The 18,421-nt window shown below is 63.3% G+C and carries 17 protein-coding genes; 7 read left to right on the forward strand and 10 right to left on the reverse strand.

Translation table 11 applies throughout. The features are described 5' to 3' along the window. Window positions 1–70: 70 nt before the first annotated feature. Window positions 71–1,135, reverse strand: a complete 1,065-nt coding sequence (locus RBB34_RS09370) for a malate/lactate/ureidoglycolate dehydrogenase (protein ID WP_306118952.1) — start codon at window positions 1,133–1,135, stop codon at window positions 71–73. Between the two features lie 122 nt (window positions 1,136–1,257). Here RBB34_RS09370 and RBB34_RS09375 point away from each other — a divergent pair, with 122 nt between their 5' ends. Further along, window positions 1,258–2,754: a M81 family metallopeptidase gene (locus tag RBB34_RS09375; protein WP_306118953.1), complete on the forward strand. Its 1,497-nt coding sequence runs from the start codon at window positions 1,258–1,260 to the stop codon at window positions 2,752–2,754. A gap of 80 nt (window positions 2,755–2,834) precedes the next feature. Continuing rightward, window positions 2,835–5,105 (forward strand): MFS transporter, encoded by a 2,271-nt coding sequence (locus tag RBB34_RS09380; RefSeq protein ID WP_306118954.1) that lies wholly within the window; start codon window positions 2,835–2,837, stop codon window positions 5,103–5,105. A gap of 23 nt (window positions 5,106–5,128) precedes the next feature. Here the strand turns inward: RBB34_RS09380 and RBB34_RS09385 are convergent, their stop codons facing one another. Genes RBB34_RS09385 through RBB34_RS09395 form a run of 3 tightly spaced genes read right to left on the reverse strand, consistent with a single transcriptional unit; the run spans window position 5,129 to window position 7,223 of the window. Beyond that, window positions 5,129–5,617, reverse strand: a complete 489-nt coding sequence (locus RBB34_RS09385) for a hypothetical protein (RefSeq protein ID WP_306118955.1) — start codon at window positions 5,615–5,617, stop codon at window positions 5,129–5,131. Next, window positions 5,614–6,075 (reverse strand): hypothetical protein, encoded by a 462-nt coding sequence (locus RBB34_RS09390; RefSeq protein ID WP_306118956.1) that lies wholly within the window; start codon window positions 6,073–6,075, stop codon window positions 5,614–5,616. The genes RBB34_RS09385 and RBB34_RS09390 overlap by 4 nt, the downstream gene beginning before the upstream one ends. Continuing rightward, a complete protein-coding gene (locus tag RBB34_RS09395; protein ID WP_306118957.1) occupies window positions 6,072–7,223 on the reverse strand; it encodes an amidohydrolase family protein in 1,152 nt (383 codons plus the stop codon). The genes RBB34_RS09390 and RBB34_RS09395 overlap by 4 nt, the downstream gene beginning before the upstream one ends. 25 nt (window positions 7,224–7,248) lie before the next feature. Between RBB34_RS09395 and RBB34_RS09400 the strand changes: the two genes are divergently transcribed. The 3 genes from RBB34_RS09400 to RBB34_RS09410 all read left to right on the forward strand — a co-directional run bounded on the left by RBB34_RS09400 (window position 7,249) and on the right by RBB34_RS09410 (window position 9,533). After that, window positions 7,249–8,076 (forward strand): glucose 1-dehydrogenase, encoded by an 828-nt coding sequence (locus RBB34_RS09400; protein ID WP_306118958.1) that lies wholly within the window; start codon window positions 7,249–7,251, stop codon window positions 8,074–8,076. Beyond that, complete coding sequence (locus tag RBB34_RS09405) at window positions 8,073–9,065, forward strand: hypothetical protein (RefSeq protein ID WP_306118959.1); 993 nt, start codon at window positions 8,073–8,075, stop codon at window positions 9,063–9,065. Before RBB34_RS09400 ends, RBB34_RS09405 begins: the two co-directional genes overlap by 4 nt. Window positions 9,066–9,134: 69 nt before the next feature. After that, window positions 9,135–9,533: a RidA family protein gene (locus RBB34_RS09410; RefSeq protein WP_306118960.1), complete on the forward strand. Its 399-nt coding sequence runs from the start codon at window positions 9,135–9,137 to the stop codon at window positions 9,531–9,533. Window positions 9,534–9,684: 151 nt separating this feature from the next. Here the strand turns inward: RBB34_RS09410 and RBB34_RS09415 are convergent, their stop codons facing one another. From RBB34_RS09415 to RBB34_RS09440, 6 genes are read right to left on the reverse strand one after another with little or no spacing between them, the layout of a single operon-like run. Next, window positions 9,685–10,968, reverse strand: a complete 1,284-nt coding sequence (locus RBB34_RS09415) for an amino acid deaminase (protein WP_306118961.1) — start codon at window positions 10,966–10,968, stop codon at window positions 9,685–9,687. 1 nt (window position 10,969) lies between these two features. Next, window positions 10,970–11,779, reverse strand: coding sequence for an aldolase/citrate lyase family protein (locus RBB34_RS09420; protein WP_306118962.1), 810 nt, complete (start codon window positions 11,777–11,779; stop codon window positions 10,970–10,972). Between the two features lie 17 nt (window positions 11,780–11,796). Continuing rightward, window positions 11,797–12,597 carry an SDR family oxidoreductase gene (locus RBB34_RS09425; protein WP_306118963.1) on the reverse strand — a complete coding sequence of 267 codons (801 nt, stop codon included), beginning with the start codon at window positions 12,595–12,597 and terminating at the stop codon, window positions 11,797–11,799. Then, entirely contained in the window at window positions 12,582–13,547 is a 966-nt protein-coding gene (locus RBB34_RS09430) for a Gfo/Idh/MocA family oxidoreductase (RefSeq protein WP_306118964.1), read from the reverse strand. The genes RBB34_RS09425 and RBB34_RS09430 overlap by 16 nt, the downstream gene beginning before the upstream one ends. Window positions 13,548–13,557: 10 nt before the next feature. After that, a complete protein-coding gene (locus tag RBB34_RS09435) occupies window positions 13,558–14,331 on the reverse strand; it encodes an SDR family oxidoreductase (RefSeq protein ID WP_306118965.1) in 774 nt (257 codons plus the stop codon). Next, entirely contained in the window at window positions 14,328–15,344 is a 1,017-nt protein-coding gene (locus RBB34_RS09440) for a Gfo/Idh/MocA family oxidoreductase (protein WP_306118966.1), read from the reverse strand. Before RBB34_RS09440 ends, RBB34_RS09435 begins: the two co-directional genes overlap by 4 nt. A 387-nt stretch (window positions 15,345–15,731) precedes the next feature. On the opposite strand from RBB34_RS09440, the gene RBB34_RS09445 reads away from it, so the two are divergent. Next, window positions 15,732–17,351, forward strand: a complete 1,620-nt coding sequence (locus tag RBB34_RS09445; RefSeq protein ID WP_306118967.1) for an ABC transporter substrate-binding protein — start codon at window positions 15,732–15,734, stop codon at window positions 17,349–17,351. A 105-nt stretch (window positions 17,352–17,456) separates the two neighbouring features. Then, window positions 17,457–18,419, forward strand: coding sequence for an ABC transporter permease (locus RBB34_RS09450; RefSeq protein WP_306118968.1), 963 nt, complete (start codon window positions 17,457–17,459; stop codon window positions 18,417–18,419). The last annotated feature ends 2 nt before the right edge of the window (window positions 18,420–18,421 follow it).

Here is an 18,421-nt window from a genome sequence, read left to right on the forward strand (position 1 = left end):
AGAGAAGGATGAGCGCTCCGCGATGCCCCGTGGCAAATAGGGTGGCGGAACAGCCAGTGGACGCAGCGCCTTAAACCTGCAAGAGGTTATCGATCCCGGCTTTGCGTGCGGTTTCCTCGACGGCCGCAAGCGTCGCCGGGTCGATCGGTATACCGCGGGCAAGCCGTTCGGCGCGGATACGCCGCTCGGGTTCGCCCGGCAGCATGATGTCGACCCCGCCTTCCGCGTTCTGCGAGCAAATCCAGTCGTGTACCGCCGTTTGCGCGGCCAGATAAGCGGCCCGGCCGCCCACGGCCTGGGGATCAACGATCAGCGACAGCATCGAATTGACGATTGCGGTGTCCGGCGGCGGCCCCGCCTGGACCGGCGCGCCGGCCAGCGCCGCTGCCATGAGTTCGCAGGTCAGCGCCAACGCGGCCCCCTTGTGTTCGCCGAATGGCAAGAGTGCGCCGGGTGGTTCGGCGAACATGACAGAAGGATCCTGCGTCGGCCGGCCGGCCGCGTCCATGAGCGTGCCGGGCGGAACGGCGACGCCCTTGTTGCGGGCGACACGCACTTTGCCCAAGGCGAACCGACTAGTGGCGAAATCGACAATGACCGGTGGCCGCCCGTCGGCGGCCGGAAAGCCCGCTGCGAACGGGTTTGTGCTCAATCGCGGGCGTGTGCCGCCGAAGGGGGCGACCAGCGGCTTCGAAACAACATTGACGAAATGCACCGACACAAGTCCTGCAGCCGCGCACTGCTCGGCCCAGTGGCCGATGCGGCCGACATGGTAGCTGTTGCGCAGCGCCACCAGTGCAATGCCGTCGCGTTGCGCCCGGCCGATGCCGACCTGCATGGCGCGATGCGCCATCACCTGTCCGAATCCGCGATCGGCATCACAGACTAGTATGGCCCGACCCCCGTCGTCGATGCGCAACGGTCGACCGAGACGAAGATCACCGGCCGATATGGCCCGGCCATATTCGGGCACCATGCCGACACCATGCGAGTCGTGACCGCACAGGTTGGCCTCGACGAGGTGGTCGGCGACAAGACCTGCCTCTTCCTCATTCGTGCCCATCGCAAGAAGGAGCCTGCGCATCGCAGCGCCAAGCCTTGCCACATCCAGATGACGCATCGCGTCATGCACCATGTCTTGCCTCCACACCCCTTCGCCGGAACCACTCGATGCGATTGACCCAAATTCATTGATCATATTATACGAATAACCATATAACTCTAGCCTTCCTGTCGATTCCAACGAAGGTCTTTGCCATGTCCAGGACCGTTCTGGTCGCCGGCCTCTATCACGAAACGCACAGCTTTCTCGCCGAACCGACGACGATGGCCGATTTCGACCGCGACATCGTTCGCCATGGCCAAGAGGTCGTCGACAAGGGCCTGGGGAGCGGTTCGCCGATGGACGGCTTTCTGTCGGCGGCCAGCGAACTGGGCTGGAGCGTCATCCCGTCCGTCCACATGAGCGCATCGCCGGCCGGCACGGTCGACGATGCCGTCGTCGACGCGTTCGAGGACAGGTTCTTCGCCGACGTCGAACGTCATCTGCCGGCAATCGATGCCATCTTTCTGGTGCTGCACGGGGCGATGGTCAGCCGCTCACGACACGACGTCGAAGGCGAGATGCTGACGAGGCTGCGCCGGCGGCTTGGCCCGCGGTCCGACGCTGTGCCCGTTGTCGGGGTGCTCGACCTGCATGCTAACGTGTCGCGGGCGATGGTCGACAACTCCACCTTGCTCGTCGCCTATCGGGAAAACCCACACAGCGATGCCCGCCAAACGGCGGTGCGCGCCACACACCTACTGGCCCATTTGCTCGAGCGGCCAGGGACAACGCAGCTTCACTGGCCGACACCCTATGTGCTGCCACCCGTCGGCGTCGGCTCGGCCGGCGAGCCGATGAAGAGCGTGCTGGCCCGGGCTCGCGCCATCGAGGCGGAGGATCCCGACATGGTCTGCATCAATGTCATGGCCGGCTATGCCTATGCCGACATCGGGGACTGCGGCTTCAGCCTCAATTGCACGACGCGAGGTCCGGTCGAGCGAGCCGTCGAACACATGCAGTCCTTGCAGGCGATACTGGAGAGCAATCTCGAAGCGGCCTATCCGCGTGACCACACGCTCGAAGAGGCGCTGGCGCTCGCCGATGCCTTGCCGGACGGTCAGGGGCCGGTACTGCTGATCGAGCCGGCCGACAACATTGGCGGCGGCGCGCCCGGCGACGCGACCGGTCTGCTCGAACCGCTCTTGGCGACCGGTCGCTGCGGCATCGTGGCTGCAATTAAGGATCCTGAAGCCGTGGCTGCCTGCCGCAAGGCCGGAACCGGCGGCATTCTGACGGTTCCGATCGGCGGCAAGACCGATGGGCATCACGGCCGGCCGATCGCCTTTGCCGGCAGGGTGCGTCATCTGTCAGATGGCGTTTTCGAGTTGGAAAACCCCAACTCGCACATGGCATCGATGGGCGGCACCCTTATCCGCATGGGCGATTGTGCCGTCATAGAGAACGACCAGGCGACGATCCTCCTGACGAGCAAGAAGACCGCGCCGATGGATCTGGGTCATCTGCATTCACAGTGCATACGGCCCGAGGACGCGGCCTATGTCATCGTCAAGGCGGCTGTTTCTCACAAGGACGCCTACGATCCGATCGCCCGCGCCAGTTTCTATGTCGACAGCCCCGGACTGTGCACCAGCAATCTAGCGCGACTGCCGTACCGCAACCTACGCGACAAGCGCATAGCGCCGGGTTGAGGGCCCCATGGCGGTTGCAGCTTGACGCTGGCGAACGAGCGCCGTAGCGCGGAGCATTCCGTCACCTTGAAAGGGCATCCATGATCGCCCCGCAGGAATTCAGCGAGCCGCCGCGCTGCGCCCAGCTGAGCGACTACCAGAAGCTGCGGCGATTGCCTTTTCTTTACGGTTTCACGGTTCTGACCGGCGCCGCCGTGCTTTGTACCGTACAGGCGCCACTGGCTCTTTTCGCGGCCGAACTCGGGCTTGGCGAAGACCAGATCGGCCTGCTGGCAGGAATGGCACCGTTGTTTCAGGTGGTCGGCATTGCCGCCCTTCCGATCATGACCCGTTTCGGCAGCCGTCGCCTTGCCGGATCAGCCCTGATCGCGCGCTACATCTTCCTGTTGGCTCTGCTGGTGGCGCCCACTTTCGCCGATCGGCCCGGACTGGTATTCGCCATTCTTCTGTTCGGCATGGCGGGATTTTCGGTGATGCGAGCCGTCGCCGAAGCGGCGATCGTTCCGTGGTCGCAGGAGTTCCTGCCGCGTGCCGTGCGCGGACGTGTCAACGGGATGATGGCCGTCGCCTTCGTACCCGTGGCGCTGATTGTTTCGTGGCTCATTCAGCTCTGGCTCGATGGCAATAGCGGCATCGAGCGGTTCTATGTCGTGTTCACGGTCGGCATCGTGGTCGGCGTGATCGGTGCGGCGATGCTGTTCGGGCTGGCGGGTGGCGCCGCGCGCGAGCGAAGCCAGGCTGGACTTGCGAGCTGGCGCCGGCTGGCCGAACCGCTGAGCGATCGCAACTTCCTGACCTTCCTTTATTCTTCGGGGACGCAGTACCTTGTTTTCGTAGCGCTGAACGTCTTCATGCTGTTGTTTTTCCGCGAGCGGCTGGCGATGAGTTCGGGACAACTGGTGCTGATGGCGGCATTCATGCCGGTCGGTGCTGCGATCGGCGCGCTCGGCGCGGGGTGGTTCGTCGACCGCTACGGAACGCGCGCGATGCGCCTTGCACTGCAAACCGGGCAGATCGCACTTCTTCTGTCGCTGCCTTTCGTCACGCCAGCGCTGCCGGGACTGGATATGATCGTGGCCCTGGCCTTCCTGTTGTTCGGCCTATTGTTCCAAGGCTCGATCGCCGTCAGCAATGTCTATTTGCTCAACAATGTGCCGGCCTCGGCCAAGGAGAGCTACATGGCGCTGCACTACTCCATCGACGGACTGATCGGCGGAGGCATTACTTTTGCCGCGGGCTGGTTGTTGACCTGGCTGGCCACCAATCCTGTCACTTTGAGTGGTCACGCACTTGGCAATTACGAAACGCTATTCGCAATTGGCGCCGCCGTTATCGCCAGTTCGGCGGTGGCCTTCTTTGCACTGCGCGAAGATGACGCGATCTCCGTGCGCGATTTCGTGGGGCACATTTCCTCGGGCGGAACGTTGCGGGCCCTTTGGGCAATCCAGGTCTACTCCACCGAAACGTCCGAAGACCGGCGGCGTTCGCTGGCATACGGATTCGGCAGTATCGGCAACCCGCTGGCCAAGGGCGAATTGCTCGATGCGCTGCGCGATCCCAGTTTCGATGTCAGGCACGAGGCAATCCTGTCGCTGGGCCATATGTCGGCCGATCCGCAGATCGTCGCTGCTCTAGAGGCCATGCTCGACTATCAGGGGCTGACGGAGCTGCAATACGCAGCACTGACCTCGCTGGGCCGGCTGCGGGCCATTTCGGCAGCCAGCCGCGTTGCCGCCCTGCTGGATGATCCCAATCCGCTCTTGCGCGCCCGCGCAATCCGGACCCTGGGCGAAATGCGCAGCATCGCCCATATCGATGCGATAAGGGACCGGCTGACGAACGATATCGAGCGCGACTGCCGGCTCGCTGCCGTCTCGGCGCTCGGCAAACTGGGTGACCGCGACAGTTTCGATGCGTTGATCGAGACTTATCGCCAGCAGATCGACGATGGCGACAACCCGATGGCCGAACCGCGTAGCAAAGTGGTGTTGCTGGCGCTGGCCAAGGTCATTTCCTGCGAGGAATCGTTTTCCCAGGTATGGCGGCGCGAGCAGGCCAGCCCCGGAACGGCTATCCCGGTGGTGCTTGAGCGTATCGCGGCCGGCCTGCGGCGCCGGGGCTTGCGCGATCAGGCACGGCGGATGCGGATGCTGGCCGCCAGCTTCGAGCCCGACGCCTTGGCCCATACCCGGGATGAACTATGCGCGCTGCGGTCTGTGATCGCCAGGCGCCGCCATGGCGATGTGCCCCTCGTGCTCAAGCTGATCGACGGCACGGCCGCGCTTCCGTCGCCGCATCCGGCCCTGGTGGTGCTGTTGGCCGTCGCGATCCGGCGCGTGGTCCGCTGGTAGCGGCAGACGCGCCGGGCGCCCATTCACCGCTTGCATTTGCCAGGCCAACTCATCGGCAGTTGCGCCCTGGCCTCGACCTCGGCCGCCGTTTCGGCATCGGTGAAGACGCGCATCACGCATTGCGGCTGCTTGCGGTCGATCACATCATAGACGAGATGATAGCCCAGCTTGTCCATGATCGGGCCGATCCAGCCGGCGCAGTGGTCACAGTAGCGGCCCATAGGCTCGGCGTCATTGTCCAGCACCTTGGAAAGGCTGGGGCACTTTTTCATGCGCAGTTCGAGCCATTCGTCGCCGCGCTCGATGTCGAGATCGCAGTTCTCCTCCTCACGGATGTGCAGCCAGTACTGCTCCATGCCGGCAAGCCCCTGTTGGCGAAACAGATCCAGCGTGTGCCGTTCCTGATTGGCCGAGATGGCGAGCCAGTAGTCCTGAAGGTCCGCCTCTGACCGCGCTTCCAGGAACTTGAAGACCTCGTTGTAAAAGCGGGTGAAGTGATCGCTGGGTATCATCGCCTACGCCTCCTGACGATCTGCCGGCAGCTGCCTTCGCCTGTGATCTCGGTCGTGATCGAGAACGGCGTGCCATCGGCCATCGCATTGTTGGTGACCGTGGTCTGGTCGCAGAAATGCGGCGAGACTGCACCGGCCAATTGCCGCGCATGCTCATAGGCGGGGCAGCGACGTACGGTCAGCACGATCGTCCCGTCCGCCTCGACGGTGATTTCGAAATCGGCGTTCTCGCGGCCAAAATAGTGATGCCAATGGCGGACCAGTTCATCGGCGTCGCCGTCCAGCAGGTGCCGGCGCAGGTCGGCATACACGTCTTTGCCTACACGTTCGAATATGGCGTGCAGCGCCTCAACGCCGAAACGCTCGACGATGAACTCGATCGTCGTGTTGGTAGCGCCGTGGAAGTCGAGGTGAACGTTGCCCTCGTCTTCATAGCGCAGCGGCCTGCGATCGCTCATGCCGTCCTCCGATAGCGTTCGACGCCGCCGATCACCGTTACTTCGACAGCCAGAGTGTCGGCATCAAGGAGCACGAAGTCGGCCAGCTTGCCCGGCGCGATGGAGCCCATGTCATCTTCCATGCCAAGGACGCGCGCCGGGACGAGACTGGTCGCATGGCTGGCCTGGACAAGATCGGCACCGCCCATTTTCATATAGTTGCGCATTGCCTCGTCGGGCGTCAGGGAGGAGCCGCAAAGACCGCCGTTTCTATCCCGAACCGCCTTGCCGGGCGCGCTGCGTACCCAGTAGCCGGGATAGAATTCGAACTCCATTCCGGGCGTGCCGGCGAACTTCATGGCATCAGTTTCCAGGAACACCCGGTCGGCCGGCAATTGCGCCAGGATCGCCAGCAGCCTGGGGTGGGTGTGAATGCCGTCTGCGACGACACCCAGGGCCAGCCCGCGCTCGGCCATCACGGCGTCGATCAGCGATAGCTTATGCACGCCCGATCCATCCGGTTCCGGGTCGGGCAAGACATTGTAGACATGCGTGACCGCATTGATGCCCCAATCGAGATAACGCGGAACCTCCTCCGGCGGTGCCTTGGAATGCCCAAGATGGACCGATACGCCATCGCGAGCCAGCCGGCGCGCGAACTTCTCCGCCTCGGGAAGCTCCGGTGCGAGCGTGACAGCCCGCAACAGCCCGTCGGACGCCTCGATCAGGTGCTCGGCCAGTCCGACCGATGGTCGGGCAACATTCTCCGGATTGTGAGCGCCGGGCATGCCGAAGCATGGTCCCTCGCTGTGCAGGCCGATTGCGCGCGCGCCGTCGGCGAGCCGGCATTGCCGGGCCAGTTCGGTCAGTGTCGGGCCTGTCGCATCGGGGGATAGGCAGCCGATCGAGGGCAGAAAGCCGGTCGTGCCATGGGCCAGCAGCTTCTCCGAGGCCGCCTGCACCGCGCCCTGCTCTGCATCGCCGTAAAGATGCTCGCCCATGCCGTGCTGCAGCAGGTCAATCATGCCGGGGTACAGGTAACGGCCCTGACCGTCGATCCGCTGCCAGCCGTCGCTGTCGGGCGCGCCACGTTCCGCGAATCCGGCGATGCGATCGCCCTCCACAAGGACATCACACGGCATTAGGCCGTCGGTTGCGACGACGGTCACGTTTACCCATCTATGCTTGACTTGCATGCCTCGTCCCTTATTAGCATGTTATCATAGTAACAGGGTAATTGAACCCTGCAATGGAATTGTCATGACAAAACAATGCGTGTGCGTGACGGGGTCGACGCAAGGGATCGGTTACGGTGTCGCCGAGGCCTTCGCACGTGCCGGGGCGCGGCTGGTCATCAATTCGCACCTGCCCGATGACGGGGCCGTCAGGAGGCTGGCGGCGCTGACCGAGACGCATTTCGTGCAAGCCGATCTGAGCACGGTCGAAGGTGCGCGGACGCTGATCGATGCGTCTTGGGAAAGGCTCGGTCGACTGGACACGCTGGTGTGCAATGCCGGAACCTTCCGCGACACGGACTTCACCGATCTGTCCGAGGATGCGGTCGACGCCACCTTCGATCTCAATGTGAAGGGGCCGATGTTCTGTGCGCAGCGGTTTGCGAGCCGCCTGCCGCAGGATCACCGGGGCGCAAGCATTGTCCTGACCGGATCGACCAATTCGATGGCCGCCGAAATGAGTTCGGTCGCCTATGACGCCTCCAAGGGCGCCGTGCTCATGCTCGTTCGCTCGCTGGCCGTCAATCTGGCGGCACGCGGCATTCGCGTGAACGGCATCGGCCCGGGCATCGTCGACACGCCGTTGACGCGGCCCGGACTTGATCGCGGCAACGCGCGGCAGGTGGTGAACAGGCAGATCCCGCTTGGACGAATCGGTTTGCCCGATGATATTGGCGGCGCCGCGGTTTTCCTGGCTTCAGATGCGGCGCGCTACATTACCGGTCAGATGCTTTATATCGACGGTGGTATTCTGGCGCTCCAAATGAACAGGGATGTGTCTGAATGAGCACCGATCTGGCACCGCGCCATCTGCAGTTGCGGGACTTTCTGTTCCGGCGCTGGAAGACCAATGGCGTCAAGGTCGGCGATCGGATCGAGTCGCAAAATGAGATCACGCATCTGTGCGACTTCTCCCTGATCACCGTGACAAAGACGCTCAAGGACCTGGAAGCGGAGGGCATAATTCGTCGGCAGGTCGGCAAGGGCTCGTATCTGCTCCGCGCTCCATGGGCTGCGCAGCATCATCGGGTCGGATTGTTCTACAATCGCGATGTGGTCGGCGGCGGCATCTTCGACAACAGCTTCTATACGAAGCTGGTCATCGCCTTTGAGCGTATGGTGGTGTCGGAAGGGCATGAGTTCATTCTAGGCAGCTTCACCAATGACAAGATGCCCGAGGCGATCTGGGACGCACTCGACGTGATCGTGCTGACGTCCGTGACGGCGGAAACCGATCTGTCGTTTCTGGACCGATCGACAAGTCAGATCAGCGTAATCGACGAGACGCTGGTGCACGACAAGGTACACAGCTATCGCATCGACTATGGAGAGGCATTCCGCCGGATGGTCGCGCACTATGCCGACCGGCCGCGCCGGTACCTTTACATCGACACCGTCATCCCGTCCATCGAACAGCCGATGCGCCGTGCCGCGGCCGAAGCCGCGGTGAACGCGGTTGCCGGCAACAGCCTCGCCGCTCTGCGTGCCGACCAGGAGACGGGCCAGGTTGATGCCGAGGCGTTTGAAGCCGCCTTGGCCGAGTATCGGCCCGACATCGTGTTCGGCCATAGCCACGATGCCTGGCGTCCCATCGTGGAAAGGCACCTGGCACCCGGCGGGAAGTTCTATAGCTACGCCCTCGACAGCGACGCCCCCGGCTTCGTTGTCCAAGCCCGGGACTGGATGAACGCGGTCTTGCCGTCGATCTACGCCAGTCTCGAGAATCGACGCGCCAAGGGCGCTGTGCACGAGTTCCGGGCGCACTTTCAGCCCTGAACGACAACCGTCTCGGCACTCCGGTCACCACGAAACACGGCCCCGGTGCCCGCCAGCAAAGGAACCGCCATGCTCAAGCTCATCAACCAGGGTGCGCGCTCAAACCTGCCGTTCAGTCCCGGCATCATCGCCGGCGATGTGATGTTCGTCTCCGGTCAGGCTTCGGTTGACCGACAGGACGGCCACATCATCACGGACACGTTCGAAGGCGAGGTGCGCCGGTCGATCGAGAACATGTCTGCCATCCTCGACGCAGCCGGGCTGAGCCTCGACCACGTTGTCAACTGTCGCTGCTATGTGCAGCGCGAGGAGGATGTAGCCGAGCACAACCGCATCTATGCGGAATATTTCCCCGATCCACGCCCGACCCGATCGACGCTGGTCGGCGTGCTCGGCTCACGCCTGAAGTACGAAATCGACTGCTTCGCCTACATCCACGCCACGCGCCAGCAGGCCGAAGGCGGATAGAGGAATTCAATAGCGACATCCGATCAAGAACGCCTTCGCCAGGCGCAAGGCGTTGGCAGGCATCGCCATGCGCGGAAAAAGACTTCAACCCATCATCCATGAACGCGCTCGGGACAGCCGGTTTGCGAACCCCTCCAGGCCCCAAAAAGCCTCAGAAATAGGTCAGCACACCGTCTATGACATTGTATTCATCATCGACCACCGGCAGAAATCTCCACTTGTCGAACGCCGTGCAGGGGTGGGAAATGCCGCTTGCCACCATGTCGCCGACCTGCCAGTCAGCGCCCTCGCCGAGCCTCACATAGGTGTGCTGATCGTTCGTGGCGAAAACTTCACACTCGCCCACGCCGATGAAGCCGGTCCCGGGCCGGTAGAGCCGGAACGGTATCGGCAGGCCAGCGTCATAGGGCACATCGCGCTTGCCCATGGTCACGAAGGCCAGGTCCGGCTCCGGCCGCGACTGCACATAGGCCCAGGCTTCCAGCGCCGGCCTTAGTTCGCCGCTCCAGCTTCGTTTGGGGTCCGCCGCCGCCGCTCTCTGCGCGGCGCGATAGCTGCCCGAATCATTGGTCACATAGCAGCCACTGCGCAGCACGATGCGCACGGGTACGCCCAAACCGTGGAGCTTGAACGCGTCCGCCACGAGGTCAAAGAAGGACGACCCGCCGCCCGTCAGCACGAATTCGTCGAGACCGGCGGTCAGCGCGGGCGGCAGGGCGCGAGCGACGTCGACAACCGATTGTGCATAGTGCGCAACTGCCGAAGGGTTGTCCGCAGCGTCCGGCACAACTCCCTCGAAGGCGGCCACCCCGGCGAATCGGAAGCGGGCCGGGTCCGCCATTGAAAGCGCATCGGCTACCGCCAGCGCCTGGCCGATACCACGCAAACCCGTGCGCCCACCCGCAACGCCAACCTCTATCAGCAACTTGAGCGGCCGATCGGTGCCCAGCATGGACAGGTGGTGATCGAGATGGGACAATTGATCGATCGAATCCACATAGGTGTAGAAGTCAAAATCCGGATCGGTATTGAGCAGCTTGGCTATGGCGGCGATGTTGGCGCGACCGATGAGTTGGTTGGCCAGGATGACCCGCCTGACACCGTAGTGATGCATCACCTGCACCTGACCGGCGGTGGCTGCGGTAATGCCCCAGGCGCCATGGTCAAGCTGTTCTTCGAAGATCTGCGGCGCCATGGTGGTCTTGCCATGGGGGGCAAGTGAAAGATTGTGCGTCTCCAGGTAGTCCCCGAACACCGCGATGTTGTTGTCGAGCGCCGTCCGGCGGATCACCATCAGCGGCAGGGGCAAATCCTCGCGCAAAACGTTCCAGCCCTGCCGGGCGACATCGCGCAGCCTGAACGGGGTGGCGGTCGCGGGAATGCCCTTTGTGCGTCCGTCAAGAACGGTGTCGAGCACGGGATCGAGCCGAAGCATCTCACAGATCTCCGAATGTAGCGAGTGTGCGTTCCGCGTATTGGCCAAGCGCGATCACGTCGGCGCCGACGCTGAGGAAGTTGTAACCCATGTCGACCATTTCGCCGATCCGGTCGGGCGCGCAGACCGTGGCGGCGATCTTCCCATGCCGCCGAGCGGTCGCGGCAAGGTTGCGACGCGCGGCCTCGATGGCCGGATCGTTTATCGCGCCAGGAATGCCCATCGCCACGGACAGGTCACCAGGGCCGAAGAACAGGCCATCGACGCCATCGATGTCGGCGATCGCCTCCATATGGTCGAGCGCCTCGGGGTCCTCGATCTGGCAAAAGACGAAGCGCTCGCGATTGGCCTGGTCGAGATAGTCGGTCAGGCCGAGCTGCGCATATAGAGCATCGGCATTGCCGCCATCGACGGCGCGGCGGCCGAGCGGTGCGAACTTGGTCATGTCCCGCACCGCGCGCGCATCGTCAGCGTCCATGACATGCGGCACCATCAAACCGGCAGCGTCGATCTCCAGCCCGCGCACATAGTCCGAATAGCTGCCGCGCGCCACGCGCAAGATCGTATCGGTTCCGTAGAGCTTGGCTGCACGGACCTGGTTCTCGGCCTGCTCCCAAGTTGTGGCGACGTGTTCCATGCACAGCCACAGTGCGTCGGCGCCCGCTTGCGCGAAGATCTCGGTCACACGGGGGTCTGTCGTGTTGAGTTTGAGGCAGCGGGCGACGCGCCCGTCGCGGATGCGGCGCAGCACCCGGCTCGGGCGCATGGCAACTGGCGCCTTGGAGGAGGCGGAGTAGGGCTGATCGGTCACGGCAGGGTCTCTTGGGTTCATTTCGCTGTATAGCCGCCATCGACGGGGATGTTGGCGCCGGTGATGTAGCTCGACGCATCGGACGCCAGGAACACTACGGCACCCTTGAGGTCGGTAGCGTTCGCCATACGTCCGAGCTGCGTGCGGGCACTGTAAGCCTCGACGAAGGCCTCGGGCTGATGGTTGAAGAAGCCGCCGGGCGAGATGCAGTTGACCCGCACATTGTCGACGCCGACGATGCTCGCAGCCCAACGCGTGAAGTTCACCATGCCGCCCTTCTCGTAGAAGTAGACGGGTGACGGCCTGGCATGCATCTGGGTACCGGCATAGTTGGCCAGTTCGACGCCGACCATACCCATCATTGAGCCGATATTGATGATCGAGCCGGCCCGGCGCGCGCGCATGTCGCGTGAGAACAACTCGGTCACGTAGAACAACGCCGAGGCGTTGATGCGCAGGCTTCGGTCATAGGCGATCATGTCACCACCCCAGACCGCGTCGGGATCGCGTGTGACAGCGTTGTTCACGAGCACGTCGCAGCGCCCAGCCTGCTCCATGACGGCACAGTGCATGGCGTCAATCGAGGCCTGGTCGTCAAGATCGAGCGCCAGCGCTCTTACGTCGTAGCCGCGGCCCCGCTCCTCGGCGGCGACCGCTTCGAGCTTGGCGAGTCCGCGCGCGGCGATGAAGGTCGTCGCGCCGGCCTCGGCCAGCGCGGCGACGATCTGGCGACCGTACTGGCCCGCGCCGCCGGTGACCAACGCCACCTTGCCCTTCAGCGAGAGGCTCTCCATGACGTCCATCACCTCGCCTTCCATTCATCCAGCCGCACGAGTCGTCCGTCCTGCTGGCGGCTTTCGATCCCGGCGATCAGCAACTGCATGAGTTCGCGCGTCTCGGCGAACGGAACGCGTGCCCGGCCGTCGCGCAGAAATCCCACATAGGCGGCCAGTTGGTCGCGAAAGGCGCGATAGGTGTCGTTGGTTCGCAGCTGGATGCCACCCTTCGTGCCGGCGAGTGTAATCAGCCCGGCGCCGCCGACCATGTCCCCGGTCACCGTCAGCACCACATCGATGCCGTCACGGTGCGTCAGATGAACAACGTTGCGCGCGTCATCGCCGACGTTGCGGACCGACACGAACCCCGGCCCGAGGATCGGGAAGATCGCTTCGAGCGCATGAATGCCATAGGTCTCCCATTTCTTGGCCATCGTCATGCCGACATGGCGCAGCGCGCCGAACTCGAACGTCGCGCCGTGGTAGGGGACGAGTTCCTTGGCATACCGCATGGCCGATGACGAGGTGATCGGTCGGCCATCTTCGACCCAACGCGTGAACGTTTCGAGATCCGCCCTGTTATCGCACAGCGGCTTGTCGACGAACACTGGCACGCCCGCTTCCACGAACGGGCGGGCGCGTTCGACATGCTCGAACCCCTTGTCTGTGGCGATCAGCACCGCATCGACTTGGCCAATGACGTCCTCAGGGCGAGCGACCACGTGCTGGACATGGGCGACCTGCGCAACCCGTTCGGCATCGGCCGGATCGTCGGTCCAAACATGGGTGACCTCGGCGCCGTCTATGCCGAGCGTTCCGGTCGGCTGCTTGGCAATGTAGTCTTGGATCACCGCATATGGACAGCGCGCGAGCGCGTCGGCGTCGTAGCGGCCGTTGATGATGATCGACCAGGAATAGGGATGGCCATTGCCTTCGACCATGCCCAGCATGGCGAGCTTGAGTGGTTTGTCGCCGAGGGGAAGTCCGCTCATCGCCCGCGCCCTACCAAGCCGTCCAGCCACCATCGACCGCAAGAACCTGGCCGGTGACATAGCTCGCCGCATCCGACAGCAAGAAGGCAACCGGACCGGCTGTCTCGTCCTGATGGCCGATGCGCCCCAGCATGGTTGACCGTTCCAGATTGGCGATGAAGTCGGGGTGGTCGTCGACGATCGGCCCGTGCGGGAAAGGGCCGGGCGCGATGGCGTTGACACGGATACCGCGCGCGCCGAAGTGGCCGGCCATGTAGCGCACCATCTGGTTGAGCCCCGCCTTGGCCGCGCCGTATTCGATCGGGTTGGGCGCAATGGCGACTGGATAGTTGTCGGGCACCGGCGCGACAGTGCCATACATGGACGAATAGAGAACCATTGCGCCGCCCCGGCCAAAATGCCCAGCGGCGGCGCGTGCGATCAGGAAGGTTCCGGTCAGGTTGATACGGCTCGACCGCTCGAAGTCGGATGCATCCAGGGCATCGAAGCTCTTGCCCGACCCATATGCCGTGGCGACCACAAGCCCGTCGAGACCGCCAAGGACGTCGGCTGCCCGCTCGACGCAGGCGCGTATGGAGTCCTCGGCTTCCATGTCGAGTGGCACGGTTGCCAGTGTTCCGCCCGCCGTTGCGCCCAGTTCGGCTCGAATTTCTTCCATGCGCTCCGCATCGCGGTCGGCGATGCACACGGACGCGCCCATTCGGTGGATCAGTCGGCACACCGGGGCTGCCAGATAGCCGGCGCCGCCGGCAACCAGCACCTTGCGTCCCTCGAGCGTCATCATGATTCGCCTCCGTCGAGCGAAATAAAGCGCCGCTCGTGCCAGGAACGCTTTGCCGAAAGGGCCAGCGCCAGATTGAGGCGCGCCTCTTCCAGCGTTGCCAACTCGTCCGGTTTGCCTTCGAGCGCGTCGAGCATGGCATTGGCCTGCATGGCGAACCGCGCCTGATGGGCATCCATCGGCGCCAGCCCGTCCATGAAATCGCGCTGCTCCACCCACGCACCGCTGTCGTTGTCGGTGAATTTCAGTGTCGAATGTTCGAGCATGAGATTGCCGCGCGTGCCCATCACCTCGAATGTCGACGCAAAGCGCTTCTGAAACTGGTTGATCGTCAGATTCGCCATGGCCCCGCCGGCGAAACGGATGTTGACCAGACAGGTGTCCTCGGTGCGGCTGCCCTCGAGCGCCATCCTGTCGTGCATGGCGCCGACCGTGACCGGCCGCCCCAGGATCCAGATCAGCGCGTCGAAGCTGTGACTGGCCGCATCCAGGATCGCGCCGCCGCCCATCTCCGGGCTCGAATAGTAGGTCTCGCGATAGTCGGGCCGGTATCGGGCAAAGTCCTGCGACGCGTTGATATAGGCCAGCTTGACTGCGCCGATCTTGCCGTCGAGCACCTGAGCGCGCAGTGCTTTGAGTTCGGGCGCGTTGCGGCGCGTATAGCCGACGCGCGCGACCAGGCCGGCCTGGTCGACGTGCGCTATGACCTCTTCCACCCCGTCCAGGGAAACTGCGAGCGGTTTTTCGACCAGGAATGGCAGGCCGGCACGGGCGCAGGTCAGCATGATCTGTGTGTGCTGGTTGGCCGGCGCGCAGATCACGGCCAGATCATGCGCGGCAAGGTTGGCCTGTTCAAGGCTTTCATGACTGGCGGTCGGAGCATGCTGGCGCTCGGCCTCGGCACGTCGGGCCGGATCCGGTTCGACATAGCTCAGCAAGGCACGGCCGGTTTCGGTGAAACCGCGAATGTGCCGCCGCCCGATCCCCCCGGTGCCCACGATCAGCACATTGTACATGGTCTCCTCCCCACAGGCCGGGCACACAAAACGCGCTTGACAGGGTAAAATACTATGTTGTTATGTTAAGCTTATATCTTGGCCAGTCAACGGGGTTGGCGAAAAAGGTCAGATAGAACAGTCCGTTGCGCGACATGCTACGGGCGGGGAGGCACAGAGCTGGGTTTGCATAGCGCATACATTGCGGGTGTTTCCACGGGCCGCTACGCCTGGCCGGTTACGTATCGGCGCCGCTTCGGCGGCACCGCTCTGCCGGTTCGATGGTCGTGCGAAAGGGCCCAATAATGCGAAGCGGTGTCAAGCCGCCGGTCTGCGGGGATTCCAGGGCCGACGCGGGTTGGCTGCCAGGTGTCCTCTGCCAAGGTGCAACACAGCAAAGGGAACGCCATGAAGAAACTTCTCGCGACGACCGCCGGGCTCTTGATGTCGACAGCCGTGGTCGGAACAGCCACAGCGCAAGCTGTCAACGACAATCAGCTTTCCGATCCACGCGTACGCCAGGCAATCGCCTATGCGCTCGACATGGAGACGATTGTCGACACGATCTTTGAGGGCAATGCGATCCTGGCGAACGGTCTTCAGCCGCACGGACCGAACAAGCCCGATGGACTGAACTACTACAAGTACGACCCGGACAAGGCGCGCGCTCTGCTTGCCGAAGCAGGCTGGGACGAGAGCCGCGAGCTTGACGTCGTCTATTATTATGCCGACCAGATCACGGCCGACTTCATGGCCGCCATGCAGGCATACCTCGCCGATGTCGGTGTGCAAATGAACTACCGCCTGTTGGAGGGCGATGTCGGCGCGCAATTGACCGTAATGCCCGACGACCCGGTCGAAGGGCCTTCGGGCCTGTCATGGGACATTGCCTATGGCGCGCGCGCAGCACTGGCCCCGCACGAATACTTCAACCGTTTCGCCTACGGCCAGATGCCGATGATCCCGAACGTTCCGGAGATGAACGACCTGGTGGCCAAGGCCAATGGCACCGCCGACGTCGCCGTTCAGCGCGAGGCATTCCACGAGATGGAGCGCATCGTCAACGAGAACGTCTACATCCTCCCGCTCTACTATCAGCAGCTCTTCATCTTCCAAAGCGACCGGATCGACCGCAACGGCAATCCGTATGGCAACGAGCAATACAACTACAATTGGGGCATCACCGAATGGACCGTCGAGCCCAATGAGGATGGCGAACGCGTCGCCTACACCAATACCGGCCCGCAACAATTCTTTGAATTGCCTTGGCGCAATCTTGGCATATGGATCACCTCCAAGGCCGTCTTCGACACGGTTCTGCTGGCCGACGGCGCGCTGACCCCGATCGGCGGCGAACTGGCCGACAGCTACGAGATGAGCGATGACGGCCTCACGCTAACCGTCACCATGCGTGACGACGCGCTGTGGCACGATGGCGATCCGGTCACGGCCGAAGACGTCGCCTGGAGCATTCAGGCTGCCGCCATCAATCCCACGACGCAGCCGACCGTCAGCGCATCCTTCCGCGCCATCAAAGGCGCGGAAGCCTATGTCGCCGGCGAGGCGGACGAGATTTCCGGCATCTCGGTCGACGACAATGTGCTTACGCTCGAATTCGAGACCGTGGCGCCCAACATTCTGCTGTCGCTCACCCAGTTCCACCCGTTGCCCCGCAAGTATTTCGATGGCGTTGATCCGATCCAGCTTCAGCAGTCGGACTTCTGGCAGAAGCCGGTCGGTTCGGGACCGTTCATGATCGACGAAGTGCGAATGAACGATTTCATGACACTGGTGCCATTCGAGGACTATCATGGCGGCGTGGCGAAAATCGAACAGATCATCGTGACACCGTCCGGTGACGGCGACGGCAACCTCGTGCGCAACGCCGCTGCCGGCCGCGCCGACTTCGGCTACACCAAGAACACCGCCGACGTTCCTGCGCTCGAGGAGATGGAGAACATCACGGTGGTCCCGATCGACTTTCCCTACACGCGCATGTTCTGGATCAACCAGTTCGTCCGCAAATAGGCCTGATGGCGCCGCAGTTCCATAGCCCGCCGTGAACGCGGTTTCGCGGCGGGCCGGCGCTGCCATTGTCATGTCTGAACCGCTGACCCGGACCGGAAACGCCCGATGCTGACCTACATCATTCGGCGCCTGCTGACGCTCATTCCGATGGCCCTCGTGATCAGCTTCCTGGTCTATGGCGGCCTCGAATTGACGCCTGGTGACGCGGTTTCGCACATGATCCCGCCTGAAATGGCCGGAACCCTGCCGCCGGAGCGGCTCGATGCGCTGCGCGACTCCCTTGGGCTGAACGACCCTTTCATCGTCCGCTACGGTATCTGGCTGAGCGGCCTGTTACAGGGCAATTTCGGCTATTCCCTCACCGCCGGGGTGCCAATTCGCCAGATCGTCCTGGACCGATTGCCGGCTACGCTGGAGATGGCAGCGGCGGCGCTCGTCTTCTCCACGCTGTTCGGTCTGATCCTGGGCACGATCAGCGCGCTGACGCGGGGCACGACGGCTGATCACACCCTGACGGTGGTCGGCATGATCGGCGTGTCGATACCGGAATTCTTCTTCGGGCTGGTCGCCATACTGGTATTCGCTCTCAATCTGGGCTGGCTGCCGGTCGGCGGGCGCATGCTGCCCGGTTACGAGACCTTTTTCGACAGGCTGCCGCACCTGGTGATGCCAGCGCTTGTGCTGTCGATCATGATGACGGCCGGCGTGATGCGCTACACGCGCTCGTCCATGCTCGATGCGCTATCCAAGGAGTTCGTGAAAACTGCGCGCTCCAAGGGAATGCCGGAATGGCGAGTGAACCTGCTGCACGGGTTGCGCGTCGCGCTGACCCCAGTGATTGTGCTGATCAGTTTTCGCCTTCCTATCCTGATCGGCGGTTCGGTGATCATCGAGGAGGTGTTCCAGTGGCCCGGAATCGGCTCGGAATTCATCGCCGCGGTCCGCTCCCAGGATTACCCGCTTGTGATGATGATCGCGCTGCTGTCAGTCATCGCCGTGCTGCTTGCCAGTCTGATCGTCGACATACTCACCGCCCTGATCGACCCGCGCGTCCGGCTGGGAGAATAGCA

The sequence above is a fragment of the Roseitalea sp. MMSF_3546 genome (assembly GCF_030732865.1).
Lineage (GTDB): Bacteria > Pseudomonadota > Alphaproteobacteria > Rhizobiales > Rhizobiaceae > Roseitalea.

Coding starts and splice junctions, on each gene's coding strand:
- RBB34_RS09370 (WP_306118952.1), bottom strand. CDS start 1,135: ATGGTGCATGACGCGATGCGTCATCTGGATGTGGCAAGGCTTGGCGCT.
- RBB34_RS09450 (WP_306118968.1), top strand. CDS start 17,457: ATGCTGACCTACATCATTCGGCGCCTGCTGACGCTCATTCCGATGGCC.
- RBB34_RS09375 (WP_306118953.1), top strand. CDS start 1,258: ATGTCCAGGACCGTTCTGGTCGCCGGCCTCTATCACGAAACGCACAGC.
- RBB34_RS09440 (WP_306118966.1), bottom strand. CDS start 15,344: ATGTACAATGTGCTGATCGTGGGCACCGGGGGGATCGGGCGGCGGCAC.
- RBB34_RS09390 (WP_306118956.1), bottom strand. CDS start 6,075: ATGAGCGATCGCAGGCCGCTGCGCTATGAAGACGAGGGCAACGTTCAC.
- RBB34_RS09430 (WP_306118964.1), bottom strand. CDS start 13,547: ATGAGCGGACTTCCCCTCGGCGACAAACCACTCAAGCTCGCCATGCTG.
- RBB34_RS09410 (WP_306118960.1), top strand. CDS start 9,135: ATGCTCAAGCTCATCAACCAGGGTGCGCGCTCAAACCTGCCGTTCAGT.
- RBB34_RS09380 (WP_306118954.1), top strand. CDS start 2,835: ATGATCGCCCCGCAGGAATTCAGCGAGCCGCCGCGCTGCGCCCAGCTG.
- RBB34_RS09405 (WP_306118959.1), top strand. CDS start 8,073: ATGAGCACCGATCTGGCACCGCGCCATCTGCAGTTGCGGGACTTTCTG.
- RBB34_RS09435 (WP_306118965.1), bottom strand. CDS start 14,331: ATGATGACGCTCGAGGGACGCAAGGTGCTGGTTGCCGGCGGCGCCGGC.
- RBB34_RS09445 (WP_306118967.1), top strand. CDS start 15,732: ATGAAGAAACTTCTCGCGACGACCGCCGGGCTCTTGATGTCGACAGCC.
- RBB34_RS09415 (WP_306118961.1), bottom strand. CDS start 10,968: ATGCTTCGGCTCGATCCCGTGCTCGACACCGTTCTTGACGGACGCACA.
- RBB34_RS09425 (WP_306118963.1), bottom strand. CDS start 12,597: ATGGAAGGCGAGGTGATGGACGTCATGGAGAGCCTCTCGCTGAAGGGC.
- RBB34_RS09385 (WP_306118955.1), bottom strand. CDS start 5,617: ATGATACCCAGCGATCACTTCACCCGCTTTTACAACGAGGTCTTCAAG.
- RBB34_RS09400 (WP_306118958.1), top strand. CDS start 7,249: ATGCCTCGTCCCTTATTAGCATGTTATCATAGTAACAGGGTAATTGAA.